Annotated in this window: 20 protein-coding genes; 10 read left to right on the forward strand and 10 right to left on the reverse strand. The window is 61.7% G+C overall.

Translation table 11 applies throughout. From position 1 onward, the window contains the following. Window positions 1-130 precede the first annotated feature (130 nt). The 3 genes from FZF13_RS03520 (at window position 131) to FZF13_RS03530 (ending at window position 4,021) form a co-directional block, all read left to right on the forward strand. On the forward strand, window positions 131-1,414 hold the full coding sequence (locus tag FZF13_RS03520; protein ID WP_137901080.1) for an O-antigen ligase family protein: 1,284 nt from the start codon (window positions 131-133) through the stop codon (window positions 1,412-1,414). Between the two features lie 163 nt (window positions 1,415-1,577). Next, window positions 1,578-2,780, forward strand: a complete 1,203-nt coding sequence (locus tag FZF13_RS03525) for a GNAT family N-acetyltransferase (protein ID WP_024924914.1) — start codon at window positions 1,578-1,580, stop codon at window positions 2,778-2,780. Between the two features lie 2 nt (window positions 2,781-2,782). Next, window positions 2,783-4,021 carry a glycosyltransferase family 4 protein gene (locus FZF13_RS03530; protein ID WP_024924915.1) on the forward strand — a complete coding sequence of 413 codons (1,239 nt, stop codon included), beginning with the start codon at window positions 2,783-2,785 and terminating at the stop codon, window positions 4,019-4,021. Here the strand turns inward: FZF13_RS03530 and FZF13_RS03535 are convergent. After that, window positions 3,999-4,913 (reverse strand): glycosyltransferase, encoded by a 915-nt coding sequence (locus FZF13_RS03535; protein ID WP_051504907.1) that lies wholly within the window; start codon window positions 4,911-4,913, stop codon window positions 3,999-4,001. The two genes, FZF13_RS03530 and FZF13_RS03535, sit on opposite strands and share 23 nt — an antisense overlap. Window positions 4,914-5,208: 295 nt before the next feature. Between FZF13_RS03535 and FZF13_RS03540 the strand changes: the two genes are divergently transcribed. Genes FZF13_RS03540 through wecC form a run of 3 tightly spaced genes read left to right on the forward strand, consistent with a single transcriptional unit; the run spans window position 5,209 to window position 8,595 of the window. Next, a complete protein-coding gene (locus FZF13_RS03540; protein WP_024927540.1) occupies window positions 5,209-6,447 on the forward strand; it encodes a hypothetical protein in 1,239 nt (412 codons plus the stop codon). Continuing rightward, window positions 6,425-7,261, forward strand: a complete 837-nt coding sequence (locus FZF13_RS03545) for a WecB/TagA/CpsF family glycosyltransferase (RefSeq protein ID WP_244437869.1) — start codon at window positions 6,425-6,427, stop codon at window positions 7,259-7,261. The genes FZF13_RS03540 and FZF13_RS03545 overlap by 23 nt, the downstream gene beginning before the upstream one ends. 5 nt (window positions 7,262-7,266) lie before the next feature. Beyond that, window positions 7,267-8,595: a UDP-N-acetyl-D-mannosamine dehydrogenase gene (gene wecC / locus FZF13_RS03550; RefSeq protein WP_275040865.1), complete on the forward strand. Its 1,329-nt coding sequence runs from the start codon at window positions 7,267-7,269 to the stop codon at window positions 8,593-8,595. On the opposite strand, the gene wecB is transcribed toward wecC, so the two are convergent. The 6 genes from wecB to FZF13_RS03580 form a co-directional block, all read right to left on the reverse strand. Beyond that, entirely contained in the window at window positions 8,551-9,753 is a 1,203-nt protein-coding gene (gene wecB / locus FZF13_RS03555; protein ID WP_024924919.1) for a non-hydrolyzing UDP-N-acetylglucosamine 2-epimerase, read from the reverse strand. The two genes, wecC and wecB, sit on opposite strands and share 45 nt — an antisense overlap. Before the next feature lie 50 nt (window positions 9,754-9,803). Beyond that, on the reverse strand, window positions 9,804-10,742 hold the full coding sequence (locus tag FZF13_RS03560; protein ID WP_051504908.1) for an ExeA family protein: 939 nt from the start codon (window positions 10,740-10,742) through the stop codon (window positions 9,804-9,806). Window positions 10,743-10,757: 15 nt separating this feature from the next. Then, window positions 10,758-11,645 carry a CpsD/CapB family tyrosine-protein kinase gene (locus FZF13_RS03565; RefSeq protein WP_024924921.1) on the reverse strand — a complete coding sequence of 296 codons (888 nt, stop codon included), beginning with the start codon at window positions 11,643-11,645 and terminating at the stop codon, window positions 10,758-10,760. Between the two features lie 7 nt (window positions 11,646-11,652). Further along, complete coding sequence (locus FZF13_RS03570; protein ID WP_024924922.1) at window positions 11,653-13,194, reverse strand: GumC family protein; 1,542 nt, start codon at window positions 13,192-13,194, stop codon at window positions 11,653-11,655. Window positions 13,195-13,329: 135 nt separating this feature from the next. Continuing rightward, window positions 13,330-13,737 (reverse strand): hypothetical protein, encoded by a 408-nt coding sequence (locus FZF13_RS03575; protein WP_024924923.1) that lies wholly within the window; start codon window positions 13,735-13,737, stop codon window positions 13,330-13,332. A gap of 77 nt (window positions 13,738-13,814) precedes the next feature. Beyond that, a complete protein-coding gene (locus tag FZF13_RS03580; RefSeq protein ID WP_036257083.1) occupies window positions 13,815-15,182 on the reverse strand; it encodes a GMC family oxidoreductase in 1,368 nt (455 codons plus the stop codon). A gap of 99 nt (window positions 15,183-15,281) precedes the next feature. On the opposite strand from FZF13_RS03580, the gene FZF13_RS28775 reads away from it, so the two are divergent. The 3 genes from FZF13_RS28775 to FZF13_RS03590 all read left to right on the forward strand — a co-directional run bounded on the left by FZF13_RS28775 (window position 15,282) and on the right by FZF13_RS03590 (window position 17,654). Beyond that, window positions 15,282-15,440, forward strand: coding sequence for a hypothetical protein (locus tag FZF13_RS28775; RefSeq protein WP_161773097.1), 159 nt, complete (start codon window positions 15,282-15,284; stop codon window positions 15,438-15,440). A gap of 148 nt (window positions 15,441-15,588) precedes the next feature. Beyond that, window positions 15,589-16,512, forward strand: a complete 924-nt coding sequence (locus tag FZF13_RS03585; RefSeq protein WP_036254123.1) for a glycosyltransferase family 2 protein — start codon at window positions 15,589-15,591, stop codon at window positions 16,510-16,512. A 458-nt stretch (window positions 16,513-16,970) separates the two neighbouring features. After that, window positions 16,971-17,654 (forward strand): sugar transferase, encoded by a 684-nt coding sequence (locus FZF13_RS03590; RefSeq protein ID WP_024924926.1) that lies wholly within the window; start codon window positions 16,971-16,973, stop codon window positions 17,652-17,654. Window positions 17,655-17,700: 46 nt separating this feature from the next. On the opposite strand, the gene FZF13_RS03595 is transcribed toward FZF13_RS03590, so the two are convergent. Beyond that, window positions 17,701-18,492 carry a response regulator transcription factor gene (locus FZF13_RS03595; protein WP_081766920.1) on the reverse strand — a complete coding sequence of 264 codons (792 nt, stop codon included), beginning with the start codon at window positions 18,490-18,492 and terminating at the stop codon, window positions 17,701-17,703. Window positions 18,493-19,284: 792 nt separating this feature from the next. Between FZF13_RS03595 and FZF13_RS03600 the strand changes: the two genes are divergently transcribed. Beyond that, window positions 19,285-19,944, forward strand: a complete 660-nt coding sequence (locus FZF13_RS03600) for a Crp/Fnr family transcriptional regulator (protein WP_204367415.1) — start codon at window positions 19,285-19,287, stop codon at window positions 19,942-19,944. A gap of 68 nt (window positions 19,945-20,012) precedes the next feature. Here the strand turns inward: FZF13_RS03600 and FZF13_RS03605 are convergent, their stop codons facing one another. Further along, complete coding sequence (locus tag FZF13_RS03605; RefSeq protein WP_024924929.1) at window positions 20,013-23,183, reverse strand: efflux RND transporter permease subunit; 3,171 nt, start codon at window positions 23,181-23,183, stop codon at window positions 20,013-20,015. After that, on the reverse strand, window positions 23,180-24,259 hold the full coding sequence (locus tag FZF13_RS03610; RefSeq protein WP_307418966.1) for an efflux RND transporter periplasmic adaptor subunit: 1,080 nt from the start codon (window positions 24,257-24,259) through the stop codon (window positions 23,180-23,182). Before FZF13_RS03610 ends, FZF13_RS03605 begins: the two co-directional genes overlap by 4 nt. Between the last annotated feature and the right edge of the window lie 202 nt (window positions 24,260-24,461).

The raw sequence follows: 24,461 nt of genomic DNA on the forward strand, positions 1-24,461 counted from the left end.
CAAGCGAGAAACCTACCCCATCGGACCAGACGGGGCTGTCGCGAACGGCCTGGCAGACCCTGCGTTCGGCGCGAGGCCTGGCCGGCGCGGTTCCGCTTCGAGCCGCCTGGCGTCCGGCAAGCAGGACATAGTGGCATCCAGGCCCCTGTCTTGGCCGATATTCCTCTTCCTGATCTCACTGCTTGTCCCATGGATCATCAATATCGGTCCGATGCGTCTGTCGGTTTATCGCCTGGTGCTGCTGGCGTGGTTGTTCCCGTGCCTGGTAATGTGGCTGAGCGGAAAGGCAGGCCGGATACGCCTCGCCGACATCTCGTTGCTGCTCTACTGCCTGTGGTGCTTTCTCGCCATCTCGATGGTGCACGGTTTCGGCTACGCCGTGCAGCCGTCGGGCATGATCTTCATCGAGACGATGGGCACCTATCTGCTCGCCCGCTGCTTCATCCGCGACGCTGACGACTTCCATGCCATGGTGTCGCTGTTCTTCAAGCTGGTCGCCTTCCTGCTGCCCTTCGCCGTGATCGAGGCCTGGACAGGCCGCAATTGGCTGTTGAGCGCTTTTTCGTCGATCAGCCGGACTTTCCCCGACGACTACCTCCAACCGCGCTGGGGGCTTCGCCGTGTCCAGAGCCTGTTCGAACATCCGATCCTGTATGGTGTCGTCTGCGCCAGCATTCTGGCGCCAACGCATCTGGTTCTTGGCTATGGCAAGACATTGGCGCGCCGCTGGAGTGCGACGATCGTCGTAGCTGCCGCAACGCTTTTGTCGCTGTCGTCCGGCCCGCTGACCGCGCTGACTTGCCAGGCGCTGCTGCTCTTCTGGTACTGGCTGTTTGGAAGCATAACGAGCCGCTGGAAGATTCTGTGCGGCCTGCTTTTCCTCATGGCTGCTTCCATCGAGGTCTTGTCCAACCGCGCGGTTCCCGTCGTCTTCATGTCGTATTTCTCATTCGACGAAAGCTCGGCCTATATGCGCGTGCTGATCTGGCGCTACGGCACAGCCTCAATCCTCAACCACCCGCTGTTCGGCATCGGGTTCAATCCGTGGAACCGGCCAGACTGGATGACCACGAGCATCGACATGTACTGGATCGTCGACGCCGTGAGGCACGGCATACCGGCCGGCTTCTTCGTGATGTTCACCTTCTTTTCGACCTACCTGCCGGTCGCCTACAGATCCGGGCTGGACGAAAGAACGCAGGTTTATCGTACGGCCTATCTGATGGCGCTGACCGGTTTTTTCCTGGTTGGGTGGACGGTCTATTTCTGGAACGCGACCTACGTCGTTTTCATCTTCGCGCTGGGTAGCGGGGCCTGGATTCTCGACACGCCGCAGCTGAGCAAGCCTGCGCGCGCGGCAAGGCCGGGTGCCACGCGTGCGATCGGCGCGATGCTGCCAGAGCGTCCAAACTGATGGAAGGTTTCGCCCCGAGCGGCCTCGATACGTCCAATTGCCGAACGGGCTCAATCTTTTGCTCCCTCGGTGCTGGATGGTCGACGCACCGGCCCTCGGCTAGCCTCTGGGCAACGCAACGGCCGCCTCCCCTTTCAAGCCATCGCGGTCAGGGACATTGTCGATGAGCGCTGTGTCGCTATCCAGCCAGACCGGGGCCGTCGCCATGCGTGACGACATCGCAACGGTGGCAACAACCCTGGAACAGGTCGAAGCCTTGCGTCCTGCCTGGAACACCTTGCCCGTAGTCGATATCGATTCCGACATCGACTACTTCATGACCGTGGTAAAGCATGCCAAGCAGGTCGTCAGGCCCCATGTCGTGCATATCCGGCGCGATGACGGGTCCAGCCTGATCGCCGTGGCGCGGCTCGAAAACCTGCCGGTGGCGTTCCGCTTCGGCTATCGCACGCTTGGCCGCGTAACGTTGCGGGCGATTGTTGTAACATTCGACGGCATTCTGGGTGCGCGAACGCGAGAGGACGAAGCGCTCGTCATGCGGCATCTGACAGACGCCTTCAAGAGCGGGAAGGCGGACCTGCTGCTGATGCGCAATGTCGATATCGAAAGCACGCTCTATCAGGAAGCCACTGCAGCGACCGGAACGGCGCGCCGCGCCCATGGGCAGCCGGCGGCGCCACGATGGGTGGCCTGCATGGCGGGTTCGCTGGAACAATTCCTGGAAAGCCGTTCGGTGAAGACCCGCGAAACGCTGCGCCGGCACGATCGGCGGCTGACCGACAAATTTGGCGACCGTCTACGATTGCACAGATGGAGGAGCCTGGAAGACCTGCCTCGCATCTGCAGCGACATGGAAACGGTGGCCGCCAAGAGTTATCAACGCGGGCTCGGTGTCGGCTATCTGGGCGACCCGATGCAAAGGGGGCTCATCGAACTCGGCCTGGAGCGAGGATGGCACCGGACCTGGATGCTCTCCATCGACGAACAGCCCGTCGCGTTCTGGACCGGTCTGGCTTATGCAGGAACCTTCTTTGCCGGCACACCCGGCTTCGATCCGGAATATGGCAAATACTCGGTGGGTCGCCTGACCATGTTGCGCATGATCGAGGACCTTTGCGCGGACCCGGACATCAAGTGTCTGGATTTCGGCCACGGCGATGCCGAATACAAATCCGCCTATGCGCAACGCATCCGCATGGAGAGCGACGTGATGCTGGCTGCCCGCCGCCCCTGGCCGATGCTCGTGGTGCTGGCGGTGTCCGCTCTTGCGATGATCAACAAACAGGCCCGGCGCTTCGCCGAAAACACCGAACTGGGGCGACGCCTCAAGGCGGGTTGGCGGCATGGCAAGGCACAAGGCGGCTGATCATGCTCAAACTGCTCCTGGTCGCGCCGACCTGCAACGGCGAGGATGTCGGCGAAGCCTGGGTGGCGCATCAATGGGCGCGCCGTCTCGGCGAGCGCCACGACGTCACCTTGCTCACCTATCACAAGCGGGGCGCCAGACCGGCAGCAGAACAACTTTCGGGCCTGCGCGTCGTCGAGTGGGTAGAGCCGCCGCTGCTCGGCCGGGCCGAGCGGCTGAACAGCATGCTCAAACCCGCCTATGTTCCGTTCTATATCCACGCCCGGCGCTGGATCCGGCAGGAACTGGCCAACGGACAGCACTTCGACATCGCGCACCAGCCGGTGCCGGTCGCCATGCGCTACCCTTCGCCGCTGGCCGGCCTCGGCATTCCCTTCGTCATCGGACCGGTCGGTGGTGGTCTCTCGACGCCAGCGGGATTTTCCGCGGACGACGGGCGTCAACAATGGTTTGTCGCGCTGCGCGGCCTCGACCGCTACAGGCGCATGTGGGACCCGATGCTGCGCCAGACCTATCGCAGCGCCGACTGCGTACTCGGCATCGCCAGCTATGTCGAAGCCCAGCTCGCCGAAATCCCACTGCGCCGTTTCGAAGTGATGAGCGAGACGGGGCTCGACGAAATTCCGGCGCCGATCGACCGTCGCGGCAGGTCGGAGCCGCTGCGCCTGCTTCATGTCGGGCGTCTCGTCAGGACGAAGGGTGCGCGCGACATCCTTCGCGCCATGGCGCTCACCGCCGATCTTCCGGTCAGGCTCGACATCGTCGGCGAAGGCCCTGACCGCGCCGCCTGCGAAGCATTGGCCGCCGCCAACGGGCTTACCGACCGGGTGACCTTCCATGGTTGGCGATCCAAGGCGGAAGTCGCCGATTTCTACCGGGCAGCCGACATCTTCGTGTTTCCAAGTTATCGCGAGCCCGGTGGAAACGTGGCGCTGGAGGCGATGGGCTATTCGCTGCCGCTGATCGTCGTCGACCGCGGCGGCCCCGGCAGCGCCACATCCGATGCCTGCGCCATCAAACTCCCGGTCAGCACGCCGGAGGTGCTGGCCGGGGATATCGCCGCGGCTATCCGCAAGCTCGCCACCGATCCGGCCTTGCGCCTCAAGATGGGTGCGGCCGCCCATACGCATGTCGAGAAGACCGCGCTGTGGTCGGCGAAGCTCGATCGCATGGATTCCATCTATGCCGAATTGCTGGGCGCCAAGGTCGGGCCGACGCTCAGGGCTGACGCAGCGGCGTAACCGCTGCTCGCAAAGCCGCTCGATGCCCGGGGCCGAGCGGGGCCCGCATCATTTCGCCGACAATGATGCTTAGCCGGAACAAAGCCGTCGACAGCAGACCGTGATGCCGGCGGAAATAACGGATCCTGTTGGCTGTCATCATCGCCGAAAGATAGGGGTTATTCTGATATTCCCCGCCGATGTGCACGGCGCGCGCCTCGGGAACATAGGTCACGGCAAGCCCTGACCGCCGCACGCGTTTCATGTAGTCGACCTCCTCACTGTAGAGGAAGAAGCTCTCGTCCCAGTCGCCGACCATGCGCCTAGCCCGGGCGGAAACCGCCAGAATGGCGCCTGTCGCCCATTCCGCACTTCCGCCCTTGGCATAGAGACCGGGATCGTCGACGATTTCACCCGCTCTCAGTCGTGCCGCCAGCCCCGTGCCGAGGAGAGCATCGGACCATCCGGTCCTGACCGACGGTTCGCGGCGCAATGAACGCGACACCGCGCCGGATTCGGTCAGCACCTGCGGCACCGCGACACCGACCGATAGGTCGCAGAGTTTGAGGCGCAGGGCGCGTACGGCGCCGGGTTGAAGGCGGATATCGGGATTGAGGACCAGCAAATCCGCCTGCGGCCCTACCGATGCCGCCGCTGCGTTTATGGCCGCCGCATAACCGGCATTGCGGCCCATGCGAATGACGCGCGGGCGCGTCGGATGGGTCAGCGCTATGTCGACGGAGGCGTCGGCGGAATCATTGTCGGCCACGATGATCTCGACGCTTCCGGCGCCTTCGCACCCAGCCGGCAACGAGGCCAGCAGGCCAGGCAGAACATCGGCGCTGTTGTAGGTGACGATGATGACGGCGAGCGGAGGCCACGCCCCGGCAATCATCGCATCGGCAGAATCCATCCGTTTCGCCCCGCACGAATTTGGGTGACTGTTGAAGGCAGATTCACCTGCCGGATCGGGCAGCGAAAGAGTGCCTTTCGTATGCGGCTTAGTCCTATCGGCGTAGCCAGCAACAGCGCCGTCGACGGCCAACGCGACCGCGTAATCCTTTCTGGTCAATGGAATGCGGCACGGGATTTCTCGTATCTTTTGTGGCGGGTCGCACGAAACGCCGACCGTTCGAAAACGGCGGTTTGGCGGCGGCAAAGTCACCGCACTGTCTGCGAGCCGAAGCGGGAGAGAGCATTTGACAGCGATGGCCTTTTCACGGGCGGACAGCCCTAGACCGAATGGCGCAGGCGCGACCCGCCTGCCGGTGATCGATCGGCTCGACGCACTTGAAGCCGCCTCTCCGATCACGCGGGCGCGATTGGGAGAGTTGATCGCACTGGCCAAGAACGGCCTGCCGCAAATGTACAGGAAAGGCGCCTTCGTCCATACCGTGCGCGGCAGCGAGACGCAGCCGGACGCCCCCGTTCGGCCGGAGGGCGACAGCCTTCGTTATGCGATCAACGTGGCGCTGGGACTTTCCTTCATCGATGTAGAAGAGCAGTGCGGCATTCTGAATGGCGCCACCGCCGCCGACCTCATCCAGACGACAGCCACGCGGGCGGAATTTTCCCACGATCCCGGTGCGGTCGCGCTGGCGGCATGGACCGCAGCGGAGGCTGGCGGCCTCTATGCCGCGCCGCTTTTCGCCGGCCTGACCGTACTTCTTGCATCGGGAGTGCCAGTCGCGACCGTCGACTGTTCATGGATGCTGCTGGCCGGGCTCGCCGGCCGACACCTTGGCGACACCAGCCGGTTGACGGCCATGGCCCGCGACAGGCTGATCGGCGCGCAGAGCAAATCCGGCCTGTTCCCTCACAGACTGCCCGCCTCGTCCAACGGACGCTTGCGCGCCCATGTCGGTTGTTTCGCCGACCAGGTCTATTCGACGCAAGGTCTGGCGCGATTGTCCGTCGCTCAATTCGATCCGCAGGCGCTGGTGGCCGCAGAAGCCTGCGCGGCGCGCATCTGCGCCCTGCAGGGACCCGCCGGCCAATGGTGGTGGCACTACGATGTGCGCGACGGCAGCATCGTCGAGGGCTATCCAGTCTACTCCGTTCACCAGCATGCGATGGCGCCGATGGCGCTGCTTGACCTGCGCGAAGCCGGCGGCACCGACCATCTCGACGCATTGGTGAAAGGCCTGGCCTGGCTCGACCATCATCCCGAGATGGAGGCGCCGCTCATCAGCCAGAGCCACGGCGTGATTTGGCGCAAGGCGGCACGGCGCGAGCCGATGAAGGCCGCGCGTGCGATCTCAGCCGCCACGACGGCGCTCCGGCCCGGACTGCACATTCCTGGCCTGGATACGCTCTTTCCGCCCGGCCAGATCGACTACGAATGCCGGCCCTACGAACTGGGCTGGCTGCTTTACGCCTGGCTGTGTGGCGGCACGGTGGAGCGCCTGCGCGGCATGCCGGCCCATGGAGCCGCCGCCAAATCCTGAGGAGTTATCGATGAGCGCGGATCGACAATTGCTGTTCGGAGTCTATTTCGACGCCCTGCGCATGGAAGACGTGATCGCCCGCTGCCGCACCGCCTTGGTCACCCGCAGCCGCATGCTGCTGGGCGTGTTGAACGCCGCCAAGGTCGTTCATATGCGAAACGACCCGCTGCTGCGGAATTCGCTGATCGATTGCGACCTCCTGCTGGCCGACGGACAATCGATCATATGGGCGAGCCGGCTGCTTCGGCGTCCCTTGCCGGAACGCATCGCCGGCATCGACGTGTTCGAAGGCCTGCTTACCCTGGCGCATCGCGAAGGGCGCTCGATCTATCTGCTCGGCGCGCGCGCCGAGGTGTTAGCAAAATTGCAGGATCGTCTATCGGAACGATTTCCGGGGCTGCGCATCGTCGGCAGCCATCACGGCTATTTCCAAGCTTCCGAAAGTGCAGCGATCGCCGATGATATCCGCGCCTCCGGCGCAGACATGCTGTTCCTGGGCATTACCTCGCCGAAAAAGGAAATCTTCCTCAGCGCGTATGGGGGATCGCTCGGAGTACCGATCCTGCACGGTGTGGGTGGTTCCTTCGACATCATGGCGGGCTTGACCAAACGCGCTCCGCTCCGCTGGCAGCGTTGGGGGATGGAATGGGCGTATCGGCTGCTGCAGGAGCCACGCCGCCTTTTGGGGCGTTATCTGGTCACCAACAGCGTCTTCATCCTTTTGACGGCGCGGGAGGTCATCGCGCCGGCCCGTGCCTTTCAGTCGACGAAAATCGCCACTCATCCCACTCCAATCGGGAGTCTCCGGCATTGAACATCGTGGTCACGCAAGATGGCGGCACCGCCATCAACACCCCCGCCACTCACCGCAACGAGAGCTTGAGTGGCCCCATGAATGCACCGTTCAGCGGCAAGCTGGCCATTCTCGGCATGGGCTACATAGGATTGCCGACAGCCGTGGCACTGGCGACGCGCGGCATCGAGGTGATCGGCGTCGATGTCAATCGCGACATCGTGGCGGCCGTATCGCGCGGCGAGGTGCCGTTCGTCGAACCTGATCTGGCAATCAGCGTCAGCGGCGCGGTGGCGATGGGCAGGCTGACCGCGACGACCGAAACCCCGGAAGCCGATGCCTACATCATTGCAGTTCCAACACCTTTCAACGGCGATCATACGGCCGATCTTTCCTTCGTACAGGCAGCTGTCGAACAGGTCGCGCCGAAGCTGCGACCCGGCAACATCGTCGTTTTGGAATCCACGTCGCCCCCCGGCACCACCCAAAAGCTGGCGGAGTGGATTTCCGCGCAGCGGCCGGACCTGAGGATGCCGGACGACAGCGAGCCGAACGCCGACATATTCATTGCCCATTGCCCGGAGCGCGTGCTGCCCGGCCGGATCATGATCGAGATTATCACCAATGACCGCGTCGTCGGCGGTCTGACACCGCGCTGCGCCGAGCGCGCGGCCTCAATCTACCGTGTCTTCGCCCAGGGCGAGATATTGCTCACCGACGCTGCCAGCGCCGAAATGGCCAAGCTGGTCGAAAACGCCTATCGCGACGTCAACATCGCGTTTGCCAACGAACTTTCGCTCATCGCCGAGTCGCTGCATATCGACATCTGGGAGGTTATCAGGCTGGCGAACCGGCATCCACGTGTCAAAATCCTAAGCCCGGGCCCCGGTGTCGGAGGTCACTGCATTCCGGTCGACCCCTGGTTCATCGTATCGGCCGCACCGCTGCTGTCGACATTGATCCGCACCGCCCGCGAGGTCAACGATCGCCGGCCGCATCACGTCGCGGAGCAGGTCGTGGCCAAGGCACAACGCTTCCGTTCGCCAACGATCGCCTGCCTCGGGCTGACCTTCAAGGCGAATGTCGACGACATCCGGGAAAGCCCGGCCATCGAGGTTGTGGGGCTGATCGCTGCCGCCCTGCCGGAGGTCGATATCCTGGTTTGCGATCCTTATGTCGACCACGTTCCAGCAGCGTTGTCGGGCTACGCCAATGTGAGGCTGGAAAATGCCCATGCGGCGGTAGAGCGCGCCGACATCGTTGTTCTGCTCGTCGAGCACGAGCCGTTCAAGGCGATGCGCCACACCCGCCTAGGCGGCAAAGTCGCCTATGATACGCGTGGCGTCTGGCGCTGAGTTGCGGTCGCGCACCGAACGCCAGCAATCGAACTCGGCGGCCAGTTCTCCCAGACCGAAGAAGTGCTCGATGGCGCGTACCGCGCGCCATGCAGCACGGCCGTCGCCGTAGGGGTTAACCGCCCGCGCCATCGCGTCATAGGCGACGGCATCGACAAGCAGTCGGGTCGTGTCCCTGACGATCCGCTCGTCGTCGGTTCCCACAAGCCTGACGGTGCCGGCGGTCACCGCCTCGGGACGTTCTGTGGTGTCGCGAAGCACAAGCACCGGCTTTCCGAAAGTGGGCGCCTCCTCCTGCACGCCTCCGCTGTCGGTCAGCACCAGCGCGCAGTCATGCATCGAGCGCACGAAATCGCTGTAATCGAGCGGCGCGGTGATCAGCACATTGTCGTGCCCCGCCAAAGGCGGCAACAACACGTCGCGCACGGCCGGGTTTAGATGTGCGGGCAGAAGAAAGACCGTGTCCGGGAAGGCCTTGGCCAGACGCGCTATCGCGCAAGCCGCCCGGGCCATCGGCTCGCCCCAGGATTCGCGTCGGTGCATGGTCACCAGCACGCTGCGCCGCCCGCAAATCCTCAAGATATCCGGATTTCTGACGGGAATGTTTCGTCCGACGACATCCAGCAAGGCATCAATCACCGAATTGCCGGTGACGGTGATGGCATCCTCGTCGACGCCGTCATGCAATAGGTTTGCCTTGGAGCTTGGGGTGGGTGCCAGATGGATCGCTGCGAGCCTTGTCGTCAGCCGACGGTTCGCCTCTTCGGGGAATGGATTGTAGAGATTGCCGGTTCGCAGTCCCGCCTCCAGATGCACCACCGGAACCTGCCGGTAGAACGCCGCGAGTGCAGCCGCGAAACAGGTCGTCGTATCGCCCTGCACCAGGACCGCGTCGGGTTCTTCCTGAGCGATGATATCGGAAACGCCACCGAGGACGCGGCTGGTGACGTCCTCCAGGCGCTGTCGTTGGGTGATGATGTTGAGATCGTAAGCCGGCTCCACTCCGAACAGGGCATTCACTTGATCCAGCATCGCCCGGTGCTGTCCCGTCACCGCCACCACGGCCTGAAGATGGTCGGAGCGGTCGATCTCGGCAACGAGCGGCGCCATCTTGATGGCTTCGGGACGGGTGCCGTAGACGATGAGTATCTTGCGCATGCCGAACTCCTTTTTGAGGCCACCGCCAGCCAGCGCTTACGACTCCGGCCTTACAGGCCAGCGGGCATGGCCGAGGCGGTTGGGAACGGGGTCTTGCGGTCGACGAGGACCTGCCGGATCAGATCCGCATCGACCGTCGCGCGGTCGTCCGCAAAGGCGTAGACAAGCGCGTAGTCGCAGATCTGGTTGATGACGCGGGGCAGCCCGCGACTGACCGAATAGACGAGGTCGCAAGCCGCCGGCGAAAATATCTGGCGGTCGGCGCCTGCCACCCTCAGCCGGTGGGCGACATATTGCTCCACCGCTTCGGCGGGCATCCCTGTGAGATGGAAGCGCGCCGAAACCCGTTGCGCGAACTGCAGCATCGACGGGCGGTCGATGGTACGATTGAGCTCGGGTTGACCGGTCAGCACGATCTGCAGCAGCTCGTCGCTTTCGTCGTTCAGATTGGACAGGCAGCGCAGCTCCTCCAGCATCTTCACCGAGAGGTTCTGTGCCTCGTCGATGATCAGAACGGTGTGGCGCCCCCTGGCCTTCTCGCCGCGCAGCAGCATCTCGAAATGCGAAAACCGCTGGACATGGGGAATCCGCCCCTCGAGAGGCTCCTGTAACGACAAAAGCGCCCAGTGAAGCAGGCTTCCCCGCCCTGCGATCGCATTGGAGACCAGACCGATGCGCAGGTTGGTGCCGGCCGTATTCAGCAGATGGCGCACGAGGGTGGTCTTTCCCGCGCCGATCTCGCCGGTGATCATGATGATCGGCGCGAAGGTCGCCAGCCCATATTCCAGCATGGCATAGGCGCGGGCGTGAACCGCCGACCAGAAGACAAAATTCGGGTCGGGCAACAGGCTGAACGGCCTTCCGTTCAGGCCGAAATGCCTGGAATAGATCGGAAACCGGCCATTGTCCGGCGGTTCACCGCCATCGTCGCAAAATGGGCCGCCCCTGGTTACGGACGATTGTGGTGCGAAGGCTTGCGGATCGTGCAACGGCGTAGCTCCGCGTCAATAACCGTATTTTTCGGGTGCATAACGGCATTTGTTGAGGACGACGCCGAGCAGATTGGTCTTCTGCGACAGCTCGCGCTCGCACAGGTCGACCTCAGCCCGCGTCGTCTGCTCCGCGGCAACGACCAGGATGGCGCAATCCACATTCGGTAGGAATGCCGCGACGTCGTCATTGGCGAGCATCGGCGGCAGGTCGAAGATGACGACATCGGGCGCCAACTTCGGCTTCAGGCTTCTCACGGCCCGTGTGGCTCCGGGGCTTTGCAGCAATTCGGCCGCCAGGGTGACGGGCCGCCCGTTGGGCGCTATGGCGATGTTTTCGCCATAGCGCCGAAACGCTTGTTCGGCGCCAATGCGCTCGGCAAGAAAATCCTCGAGCGGGGGAGCGTCGCGGACCCCGAGCAACGCGCCGATCTGCGGGCGATGCAGGTCGAGGTCGACGAGAAGGGTGCGGCAATCCTTCTGGTTGGCGAGGCTGAACGCCAGATTCAGGCTGACCAGCGTCTTGCCGCATTGCGGTGTGGGCGAGGTGATGAGGACGGTGTCCCATTTGTTCTGGCGCAGAAGCTGGAGAACCTTCGTGCGCAGCATGTCGAACGCAACATAGGCCGGGTCCGACCGCGTGGTGGTGACGATGCGGTTGCGGTTTAGCTGACGGGCATCCGGCTCACAAATCGGCAGAGTGGACCAGAGCGATGTCGGGAACCGGTCGCGTGGGGGCAGTGGCGCTACCTTCTCGGCGACGGGCACGGAACCGAATTCTTCGCTGGCGGGTGCCGGGCCGAATTCTTCGCGAGCCTTGCGCAAGGCCGTCTGAATCCGCCCAACGCCACCGTCGGACTGCGCATGTTCGGGAAAAGCCGGGATGATGGTTTCCTGTTTCATGGTCACGTCACACCGCCCGCCGCGTGAATGGGTTGCCCAAGCCGGTTCGGCGCAGCCATGAAGAGGCCGACGTCTGGATCAATCCGGCCAGGCGCATCATCTGTGTGAAGCCCGGAAGCTGGTTCCAGATCTCGCTCGGCCCTTCATTGTCGCGGGGGATGTAGGCGATCGTCGCCAGCGGCTGGGTTTGCAGCAACTCGGCCAGCTCGTTCGGCCGGCGGATGGTCTTGTTCAGCAATTCGAGCAGGACGACTAGACCGAGACCGGCGCCGATGCCCGCAGCCAGCCCGACGCCCGCGATGCGGCGACGGTTCGGTTGGAAGGCTTTCTCCGGCACGACGGCCGGCTCGATCATCGACAGGCGTCCGCCCTTGGAACGGATTTCGATCTGCTCGCCGGTCGAGGCCTGCGCCAGCATCGCGGTGGCGGTATTATACTGTTCCTGGATATTGGCGCGGTTGCGGTTGAGCGAGTTCAGCGTCGTCTCGTTGGCCGGCGTCGCCGCGATGGACTTCGCCAGATCCGCGAGGTTTTTGGTGATCGAAGCCTTTTCCTGGGTGATGAAACGCAGCCGCTCGTCGATGTCCGACAGCTGGACATCCAGTTCGGTCGGCCCGGCCTTGCCGCCAGCGGCATTGGCAGCCTGAGCGTCTTTCAGGCTCTTTTGCACCGCTGCGATGCGGGCGCGCAGCGCAACGACGTTGGGACTGTTTTCCGCGAAGACGGTGAGCTGATCGGCCAGAGCCCTGTTCATGTCCTGCAGCATCTGTTCTTCGGGGCTGAGGGGACCCGCGCTGGCAACACGGCCGGTGTTGGCGAACAGCGAGACGAGATTGTCGCGCCGGCTGTGCAGCGCCGCCTCGTCACGCTCCAGCTGCGCGAGCCTTTCCTGCTGCGCACCCTGCTGGCTGCGCCTGAAATCGAGGCTGTCGGGCAATGCATCCTTGTTGGCGTTCTTGAACTTGAGGATGTCAGCCTCGATGCGGGTCAACTCGACGCCCAGCCTTTTGTTTTCCTGATCGAAGAACTGCATGGTGTCGCTGGCCCGTCCGGTGCGCATGCTGAGGTTCTTGCTCAGCATCGTCTCGACCAGATCGTTGGCGACCTTTGCCGCGAGATCGGGATCCTTCGCGTCGAAGGAAATGCTGAAGACTGTCGTGTTCTGAGGATCCCTGGTCGTGCTCAGCTCGACCGGCTCAAAATGGATGCGGTCGCGCATGTCGTCGGCCATTTCGAGCCCTGTGAGCCCTTCACCCTTGTTGGGGTAAACGTTCTGACGCTGGGCGAGCGCAACGAGATTATCCTGCGTGACGATTTCCTGCTCGATGAGCGCGAACTGGTCGGCAGCGCTGATCGGTACTGTCGTGCGCGCCATCTCGGCGGGAATTTGCGGGGCCTCGACGAGTATCTTGGCACTGGCGCGATAGAGCGGCGGCAACAGCAATGCCAAGACGATGCCGCCGATCGTAAAGGCGGCAACAATCCCCACCAGGTAAGGCAACCGCCTGAGGAGAATGGAGAGATAAAAACGGATGTCCAGGTCGTCCATCGCGAGGTCGCTCGGCCCGATGTGTATCCGGCCATATTCGAGGACCGGCAGGCCCGGCGATAGACAGCCTATAGGTGCTGTCCCGCCGGTGTGTGGCGTTGCTGGCGTTCATCCTTTTTGCGGGGCGCATCCCCCCTACGCATTACGGTCGCCTTCGACGGGACCTCTGGTCTCGCCATCTCGGCCTGAGCGCGAGGAGATTTCGATGTTGTGGGTGCGCGCGAACTGTATGGTTTCCACGCGAAGACCTTCGATGAAGGCTATTTCATCCTGCAGGAACAATATCCGCTGCATGGCTTGCGTCATCGCATTGGTCAGGTCGTCGACCTTGCCGGAAATGGCCTTGCCACCTTCATTTTCAAGCGCCTGCATCGAAAAGGCAGCGCGCTCCGCCGCCTGTCGATATCGTACCTGCAGACCCTTGCGCTCGCGGTCGATCTTCGTGCCAACGACTTTCAGTGTGTCCACCAGCTGGCGCAAAAGCGCGGCGTCGTTTTCGCGATCGCGTACGTGGTTTCGAACCCCGAAACTGAACAACGCCATTGGTCCCTTCTCCTCCTTAGACTGTGGCCGCGGCCCGGTCCGCTACTACGGACTCGACTGCCCCACATCGCGCCCGATCAGATCGGAACGGTTCGCATCGACGGCCTCTTTGCGACGACGCCGGCGACTTGCGAGCTGAGCCTGCGCAGATAGGAATCGCCCAGCCACAGAGCCAGTTTCATGATCGTGAAGGTCGGGTTGGCGCTGCCCGCCGTCGGAAACACCGACGCGCTGAGCGCGGCCACATTGGGCACTTCGTGACACCACAAATCAGGGTCGACAACAGAATCCTCAACCACCGTACCCATTCTGGTCGAGCCGGACGGATGCGCGCACGCTTCGGCCCGGTCGATGATTTGCGCCGCTCCCTCTCCTCGCGCCACCAACCAGGTCAACGGGCATATCCGGTCGAAACCGGCCTGGGTCCAGTACGCGCCGATGCGCGCGACACAGGATTGGAAAGTTTGCTCTTCCGTTTCCGTTGGTCCCCATTCGAACAGCGCCTTGGGCATGCCGAAGCGGTCGCGCTTCTCGGCAAGGCTGATGCGGTTGGCCCGGTGCGGCAATTGCTCGACACAGACCAGCAGCCGCAAGTCAACGGAAGCGGGAATGTAGAGCTGGTTGCGCATGATGCGCCACCAGGCGGCACGCGATACAAGGCCGAGGTTCCTGGACACGCGCCATATGTCGCCGGGATCGACGCGCCCCCGCTGCAATCCCTGCGCCAGACGCTTGATGTCGGCCAGTGGGCTTTCGGCGATGTCCATGGCGACATAGGCAAAGGCACTGGCGACCGCATCGTCATGCTGTGCTGATTTCGACAGTTCCAGATGCAGGTCTCGGCGCACGGAATTGACGAAGCGGTAGCCGAAAAGCCGGTTGGTGGCCGACGGATCACCGCGGCCGATCGTGGCGACTTCCGCCTTGAGATGATCCTGGAAATAGCGGCCGAGCACCCGGCAACGGCGGAAGGCATGTCCTTCCGAAATCCGATCCAGCAGCAAAAGCAGCCGCGTCGTTTCGATGGTGCCGGCGGCGATGACGAAATCGTTCGCGCGAACCGTAAGTGTCTTACCACCCAGGCTTCGAGCAGTGATGGCACTCAAGCACCCCGCGGCCCTATCCAGCTCGAAATCGCAGACGGTCGCGCCCAGCCAGATTTCCACTCCCGGCAGGTTTCTCAGGTCGTCGGCTAGCACCGTTGCGATGTTACATTGCTTGAAGGTCGGACACTTCGCCCAGCGCGGCGTCAAGGTCGTGTCGAAAGCGGGAAACATGGCTACGTCCGGCCGGTCGCCCGAAATATGCTCGTAGGAATCATGTCCCGTACCAAACAGGCTCTCGATCTCATGATGATATGCCTCGAGCTCGCCGAGCTGCAACGGCCATCGGGATTGCGAAATATAGGGGCGTGCACTGCTTTCGTGCGCGCTGATCGGGATCATCCGCCCGCCCCAACGGGTTGAGGAGCCGCCAAGACCGCGATAGCGCCCGGTCAAGGCCCGCGTATAGCGCGTAGCCGGGTCCTCGATTTCGTTCAGGCGATGGATTTCGTCATCAAAGCCTTCGATGCCGCTCTCGACGACAACGACCTTCCGCCCGCCTTGGGCGAGCCGGCGTGCAAACAGGAGTCCGCCAATGCCGGCACCGATCACGCATATCTGCGCGTCAATAAACCTCGAGCTTTCTTCGATTTCATCTAGTAATATCTTTGCCATATCTAACTTCTTTTCTTATAAATACGATTGCTTACTTTAATGTTTTTCTTTAAAACTGTAAATATATCCAATATTAATTATTGACTTTACAATTTATACGTGCCTTACTTATCGGCAATCGACAGGAGAGCATATGTCTTCGCATCCTCGCCTGAGCATTGTCATTCCTCACCTGAACGAACCTGACAGTTTGCAACGCTGCCTGGCGGCATTGAACGCACAGAGGAATCCGAACATTCCGTTCGAGATCATTGTGGTCGACAACGGGTCGCGGATACCGCCGCGCGCCGCTTGCGCGGCGGTTCCGGGGGTTAGGCTCGAAAGAGAATCCATTCCCGGTCCGGGCCCGGCCCGGAACCGCGGCGCAGCGGTAGCGAATGCGGATCTGCTCGCCTTCATCGACGCCGACTGTGTCGCGGCACCAGGATGGGTCCAGTCGATCGTTGCATTCATGGACAGCCAACCCGACATCGCCTTCCTCGGCGGGGATATCGGAATCTTGCCCACGCGCCCTGAGCGGTTGACAGCCATCGAAGCCTATGAATGCGTCTTCAGCTATCGCGCCAAACTCTATGTCGAACGGTATGGATTTGCCGCTACCGGCAACATGGCGGTGCGGGCCGATGTATTTCGCGCTGTGGGGCCGTTCGGCGGCATTGCGACGATGGAAGACACCGAATGGGGCCAGCGCGCCAGCGGCCGCGGATTGCGCATCGCTTATCTGCCGGAAGCCAAGGTGCTCACGCCTTCCTGCAAGTCCTTCGCGGAATTGAAACGTCGGTGGGACAGGCACATTTCGCATGAATTCGGAAAGGTCGGTCGTCATCCCGCGCGTGTCCTTTCATGGCTCGCGGAAAGCACGCTGGTCGCAGCCTCCCCGCCGATCGGCCTTGTTTCGATCCTCCGATCGAACCGTGTCGCCGGGTTGCGAGAGCGGTGCCTGGCGTTTGCTTGTCTGACCCGGGTTCGCCTCTACCGCGCCCGGCGCATGCTCAGCCTGGCATTCCACAACAATACCGCAGTCGTGGTCGGGTCATGGAATAGGGAAAAGTCGTAGGGGACACTCCAACTGGCGTAGCCCAGCAGCATCAAAGATGCGGTCGAGGGCGGCGCACCGCCTCCCATCTCCACCGAAAGCTCATCGCTATCATCAGTTTCAAGATTGCCGCAGCCTGCCGGGGCGTACGCAGCGTATCTTCGGATGACCGCACTCGACGCGTCGGGATTGGGCGATACCGATTTCATCCAACAAGACAGCGCGTCCGATATCAGAAATACTACTTACCGTTGCCATTTTCTATTTTTCGAACCGAACTAGATCAATACTTTAAATTCATGGATAGATAGAAGCTATACGTATCTAGATACAATTGAATATTGAAACAAATATCAGAATACAAGACCATAATAGTTACAATATATATGTGAAACGGCGGAACATTCACACCCGCCGAGCATAATTTACTGCGCGACTGCTTGCAGCCGCTCCCTTTGTCAAAAATCACGGTGTCATGAATGCTGGACGATCCGCCCAGAGCGTATCCGCTTGGCCTTCCGCTCGACATGATCCCTGCCGGTCAGGGCTTATGGCCGAGGAAAGTCTATTTCCGTGCAAAGCGCATGTTCGATTGCGTCGCCGTACTGGCGGCCGCACCACTGGTGCTGCCTGTGATAGGCACGCTCGCATTTTTCGTGCGCCGGGACGGCGAGAAGGCATTCTATTGCCAGGACCGCGTCGGCAGAAACGGCAAGACGTTCAAGCTCTGGAAGCTGCGCTCGATGATACCGAACGCGGAGGCTGTTCTGGAGCAATATCTTTGCGAAAATCCCGCTGCGCGAGCCGAATGGGACGCCAATCAGAAGCTCAGAAACGACCCCAGGATCACCAGACTCGGCCGCTATCTGCGCAAATACTCGATCGACGAGCTGCCGCAGTTGCTCAACGTGCTGCTCGGCGACATGAGCCTTGTCGGCCCACGCCCGATGTGCCCTGAACAGCAGCCATATTATCCCGGCACCGCCTATTTCTTTCTGCGCCCGGGCCTGACCGGCCCCTGGCAAATCAGCGACCGCAACGGATGCCCGTTCGCGGAGCGCGCGACTTATGACACGCGCTATTTTCACACCATGTCATTCAGTACGGACATGCGGATCATCCTGCGGACGGCTGGGGTGCTGGTCCGAGGAACAGGCCTCTGACCGATGCAAGATCATGCTGACACCCCCAGCCGGCGATGAAGCGGACCTATTTGTGAGAATAGGCCTCCAGATGCCTGGCGCTGAAATCGTCCGGGAACATATCGTTGATCTTGAAGGCCACTTCCGTTCGGTTGGTGGCTCTCAACTTCTTCATGATATTTCGAATATGCACCTTCACCGTGCTCTCGCGCAGATGAAGCTCGTAAGCGATGATCTTGTTTGCCTTTCCACGCCTCAAGGCCTCGGCGACCTCTGTCTGGCGTAGAGTGAACATGCCCGCCATCGGGTGAATGGTTTCGCCGCCCGCTTCGAGTGCCTTGCGCATCGCAAGCACGCTGCTTGCCGGCACAAAGACACCGCCGGCGAGCGCAAGGCTAATGGCCTCGACGCATATGCCAATGTTTACCGACGATGGGATGTAGCCGCGTGCGCCGCATTCCAAGGCCTTCAGGATTTGCGGCAATTCATCAGAATCCGCCATGACGATGACCGGCGTATCCTGGAATTCGGTGGTCAGCCCGCGAAGTTCCTCGGCGACCGAGGATTCACTCATTTTCCGGCCACCTATATTGAAGAGAATGGCCGATATGTTCGGATGAAGACTGCGCTTCGACTTCCACTCCTCTATCGAGGCGAAAGCCCGAACTTCCAGCCCAGTATTCTGCGCGGCAATACTCTGGGCAAAACATTCCCGGCCGAGCATGCGGGTGTCGATCATTGCCACGGCGCGTATGGTCGGATGCGGTAGCGCAATGGCATTCTCGCCAGCAATTGTTGACCGCTCCGGGTGGAAATGCACTGGATCAAGACTACTGCTATTTTCAACTGTCAGACTCATGGCTCTGAACTCCTTTAGGGATATCCGGCACGATGTCGGAACATGCCCGCTACCGCTTTTCAGAGCTTTCGTGGTGGCTGATGCAACCCCCATCAACTCCCCGTCGGCAGCGCGAACGCTGAATATTTGCACGAAACCCATTCGGCGTAATTAATTTGGATTAACCGATTGTTCACCACGTCGCGGCCGCTACTCCCATAGCTCTATGAATTTTACCACAACGCATATCTTCTAAAATTAAATATACTAATCCATATGATCAATCGTGCGAGAATTTACACAATCATACGCCAAAGCAATCTCAAGCACATATGAAGGCTAGACCGTTTTGGAAGACTAGATCAATGGATATCAACCATCATAACATGTCGATATGAATGCAAGATTTCGGTGCGCGTCGATGGAGAAGTATGTTGGTATCATGAAGACCGCCGCGATAAACTCGAAGCCGCCGCTGAGCACCGAACGGGCCGATCTTGTTGGCTGCAGGCATTCCGCACATGATGGCAGAAACGTTATTATGTTTCCTCGACCGACATGAACGCCTTTCAGGCTCAATGACAGAACCGGCAAAGCAATGGCGTAAAGTGCAATTGAAAATATTTCCGACAACCGCGAGAGTCCGCAACTGTTCCAGATCTGATCTGAAAACCGATTAACCCGCTAGCGGAAGTTGGAACCAGAACAACAACGGTAACCTGTTTGGTCACAGCATCTAACCCTTCCAAACTAATGGACGCCATCACTCTCAAGCTTGGCGCCTTTCTCACGCTTGGGCCGCGGGAAAAAACGATGCTTGAGGCGCTGCAGGAAACCGCCATCACCCTCAAGCCGGGTAGAGACCTCATCCAGGAAGGGGAGCACCATCACGCCGCGTACATCCTGCGCAACGGATGGGCTTGCTCCCACAAGCAAATGCGGGACGGCGGGCGGCAGATCATCGACATCCAGATTCCCGGCGACTTCATCGGGCTGCGCAGCTTGCTGTTGCGGACCTCGGACCAGGGCTTTACCACGCTGACCGACGTCGAACTGGCCAAGATCGGTACGGAAAAGATCTGGGACATGTTTCGCGTTACCCCGCGTCTGGCCGTGGCCCTGTTGTGGGTTGCCTCATGCGACCAGGCCGTGGTGGTGGAGCACCTGGTCAATATCGGCAAGCGCGATGCTCTGGCACGTACGGCTCACTTCCTGCTGGAGCTCGGGTCGAGGTTGAGCCTGGTCGGTCACGGCGAGGCCGACAGCTATGCCTGCCCGTTATCCCAGAGTATCCTCGCCGACGCGCTGGGCGTCACCGCCATTCACCTCAACCGTGTTCTTCGCCAGTTGCGCGAAGCAAAACTGCTTGTGTTCAAGGATGGTGTCATCACCATCCTGGACAGAAAGCGGCTTGCTGAAATGGCCGGGTTCGATTCCATCTACCTTGACCACCAACCACCGGTTCGCGACTGATCGAACCGGTGGCTCCGGCCGTTTCCCGATCCATCACCACGAGCCAGCGCTTGCCGAATGGCCGCCGGCTAAGGAGATGGCACCGGCCGTCCCGTGGTGCGAGCCTCCCGCCTCAGAACGATCCGACGGATCACGACATAAAAGACCGGCGTCAGGATCAATCCGAAAAGCGTGACGCCAAGCATGCCGGCGAACACCGCGATGCCCATGGCATGACGCATCTCGGCGCCCGCGCCTGTCGCAATGACGAGGGGCACCACGCCCGCGATGAAGGCAAGCGATGTCATCAGGATCGGCCTCAGACGCAGGCGCGCGGCTTCGAGTACCGCCGCGAGCGGATCCCTGCCCTTCTTTTCCTCTTCGTGGGCAAACTCCACAATCAAGATGGCGTTCTTGGCCGCGAGACCCACCAGCACGACGAAAGCAATCTGGGTGAAGATGTTGTTGTCACCGCTGGAAAACCAGACCCCGGCGATGGCGGAGAGCAGCGCCAACGGCGCGATGAGCAGCACCGCGAAAGGCAGAGACCAGCTGTTATACTGAGCGGCCAGGATCAGGAACGCCAACAGCACCGCCAGGGGGAACACGATCATTGCCGTGTTGCCGGCTAATTTCTCCTGATAGGTCAGGTCGGTCCACTCAAAGGCCATGCCAGCCGGCAGCGTTTCGTTCAGAATACGTTCGATCGCCGCCGTAGCCTGCCCCGACGAATACCCCGGAGCCGGACCTCCGGTGATGTCGACCGACGGATAGCCGTTGTAATGCATCACTCGATCCGGCCCCGAACTGGTAGCGATGGTTGCAAGGGCTGCGAGCGGCAGCATCTCGCCCGCCGCATTGCGAACCTTGAGGCGCGCTATGTCGTCGACCTGAGCGCGGAACGGCTCGTCGGCCTGAACGATGACGCGGTAGGTACGCCCGAAACGATTGAAGTCGTTGGCGTACAGGGACCCCAGATTGACCTGCAACGTGTCGAAGACCGCCGTCAGCGGAACGCCCTGAGCCTTGGCTTTCACGCGGTCGAGATCGACCTGGACCTGCGGCGCGTTCACCTGGAAACTCGCCATCATGCCGGCAAGCTCCGGTGCCTGCATGGCCCTCGCCATGATCTCGCCCTGCGCCTTGGCAAGGGCTTCAAGGCCCGCCCCTGAGCGATCCTCGATCTGAAGTTTGAACCCACCGGTCGTGCCAAGCCCCGGCACCGGCGGCGGCGGGAATATGCCGACGAAGCCATCCGGAATCTGACTGTATTTGCCCATCAATCGCCCGGCGATGGCATTGGCGCCAAGTGCGGGATCCTTGCGCTGTTCGAACGGATCGAGCATGGCGAAGATGACGGCGGCGTTTGGCAGGTTGACGAAACCGTTGACCGACAAACCGGGGAAGGCCACCACGCTTTCAACGCCGGGCTCAGCCAGTGCGATCCTGGACATCTCCTTGACGACGGCTTCGGTCCGGTCGAGCGAGGCACCGGATGGCAACTGCGCGATACCGACAAGATAATATTTGTCCTGCGCGGGTACGAAACCCGTCGGGATGCTCTGGAACCCCATCCAGGTTGCCCCCAGCAACCCCGCATAGACCACCAAGACAACGCCGCTGACGCGAACCGCGCGCCGCGCCGCGCCGACATAGGCATTCGACGCGCTGTCGAAGAAACGATTGAACAGGCGGAAGAACCAGCCGAACGCGAAGTCGATGCCGCGGGTCAGCCAATCGCGGCCATGCCCGGCGTGGTGCGATTTCAAGAGCAGACCAGCCAGCGCCGGCGACAGGGTCAGGGAGTTGATCGCCGACAGAACCGTCGAGATGGCGATGGTAACCGCGAACTGGCGATAGAATTCGCCTTGCAGGCCGGACAGGAATGCCGAAGGGATGAAGACCGCGGCAAGAACCGATGTGATCGCGATGATCGGCGCGGTCACCTCATCCATCGCCTTGCGAGCCGCTTCTTTCGGCGTTTCACCAAGCCCGATATGTCGTTCGACGTTCTCGACGACCACGATGGCATCGTCGACCACGATGCCGATCGACAACACCAGGCCGAACAGGGACAAGGTGTTGAGCGAGAAGCCCAGCAGATACATCACCGCGAGCGTGCCGATGAGCGATATCGGAACGGCGACGAGCGGGATGACGGAGGCGCGCCAGGTTTGCAGGAACAGGACAACGACGATCACCACCAGAATGATCGCTTCGACCAGCGTCTGCACCACCGCCGCCAGGGACGCCCGCACGAACACGGTTGGATCATAAGCGATCCGGTATTCGAGGCCCTCCGGGAAGTTGCGCTTCAACTGCTCCATCTCGGCGCGAACCGCGCTTGAAACATCGAGCGCGTTTGCCCCGGGACGCTGAATGATCTGCATTGCGACGGCCGGCTCGCCGTCAAGCAGGCTGCGCAGCGCATAAGCATCGGCGCCTAGCCCAATGCGCGCGACATCGCGCAGGCGCACGGTCTGCCCGTCTTCACCTGTCTTGATGATGATGTCGCCGAACTGTTCTTCGCTGGATAGCCGCCCAAGCGTGCTGACGGTGACCTGATAGCTTGCCGCCTGCGACGGCTGCTGGCCAACCGAACCAGCGGCCACCTGGACGTTCTGCTCGCGAATGGCCGCGATGACATCGCTTGCTGTCAGACCACGCGCGGCAACCTTGGCTGGGTCCAGCCAGATGCGCATGGCATATTCGCCCGCGCCCCATACGATGGCATCGCCGACCCCAGGCAGACGCGCGATCGTGTCTCGAACCTGAAGCGTGGCAAAGTTGGAGATATAGAGCGGATCGTAGCGTTTGTCGGGCGAGACGAGGTGAACCACCATGAGAATGTCGGGCGACGTCTTCTGCGTCACGACACCGATGCGCTGAACCTCCTCGGGCAGACGCGGCAGCGCGCGCGAGACGCGGTTCTGCACCTGGATCTGCGCCATGTCCGGATCGGTGCCCTGGGCGAAGGTCACCGTCAGCGTCATCCTGCCGTCGGTCGCCGCCTGCGAGCTCATATAGAGCATGCCTTCGACACCGTTGATCGACTGTTCGAGCGGGGCGGCCACGGTTTCGGCAATGACTTCAGGGCTGGCGCCGGGATAGCTCGCCGTCACCTGCACCGTTGGCGGGGTGACGGCCGGGTATTCGCTCAAGGGAAGCCGGAACAGCGTGATCACGCCGGCAATCAGCATCAGTGCCGAAAGGACGACGGCGAAGATCGGGCGGTCGATGAAAAAGCGAGGCAGGTTCATTGACGCGCCTCCTGTGTTTCACCGCTGATTACGCCCTCGGCGGAGCGTTGACTCGGCGCCATCGCGATCCGGTTCGGGGTCACCTGCATGCCAGGTCTAACCAGACCCTTGATGATGATCGTTTCCTTGGGCCCGAGACCGCTTGCAACGACACGCAGTCCCTCGTTCATCGGACCAAGCTCGACAGGCCGGTATTCGACCTTGTCGCCAGCACCGAGCACGAGCACGTAGCGACGCCCCTGGTCGGTGCCGATTGCCTGATCATCGATCAGGACGGTCTCGCGCGGAGTGCTGGTGGCAAGCTTCACCCGCGCAAACAGGCCGGGAATGAGTCGGCCGTCGGGATTGGCGAGCACCGCGCGGGCGCGGATCGTGCCGGTGGCGCGATCGATGCGGTTGCCTACAAAATCCAGTCTGCCGGAATGCGGATGGCCGTTCTCGGTCGCAAGGCCAACGCTGACCGGAAGCGAGCCGCCCTTTTGATCGACTGTTTCGGGTCGTGCCTGGCTGAGGAAATCCAGATAGGTCGGCTCGTCGATATCGAAATAGACCTGCACGGGATCGACTGAAACGATCGTGGTGAGCAGCGTCGCGGACGCCCCTGACGCGCCGGTGACGAGATTGCCTTCCGTCACCAGCACCCGATCGACGCGCCCGTCGATCGGCGCGGTGACGCGCGAATACGAAAGATCGAGCCGGGCTGCGGCGACCGCGGCCGTCGCCTCCAGTACCTGCGCCTGCCGCTCCCGTTTCCTGGACAAGGCATCGTCGTAAGTCTTCCTGGAGATGGCACCGCTTGGAGCCAGCCGCTGCGAGCGATCGAGGTCGGTCTCAGCCTGGGACAAGAGGATCTCGGCCCGCTGCAATTGCGCTTCAGCATTCTGGAGCGCGACCTCGAACGGCCTGGGATCAATCTGGAAAAGCAGCTGCCCACGTTCGACAAGCCCCCCTTCCGGTACGTCGACGGTCTCGATCGTGCCGCCAATGCGCGACCTCAGCTCAACCATCTTGGCCGCCTCCACCACGCCGGTAAACTCCGACGACGTCGCCATAACGCGCGTGACGACCTCGGCCACGGGAACTTGAGGCGGCGGGGGAACAGATGCGGCCTCACTTGCTTCACCTGACGCGGATGCCCGGCCAATATAGGTCGGCACACCATTGAGATAGGCAAGCAAAGCGCCGCCGCTCAACGCCACCGCCACAAACAGAAACGTTCTCGATTTCAGAACCAATTGCACCGCCTCGCCGCTTCAGCGAGCGCCGTTTCCGGCGACA

The sequence above is a fragment of the Mesorhizobium terrae genome (assembly GCF_008727715.1).
GTDB lineage: Bacteria > Pseudomonadota > Alphaproteobacteria > Rhizobiales > Rhizobiaceae > Mesorhizobium > Mesorhizobium terrae.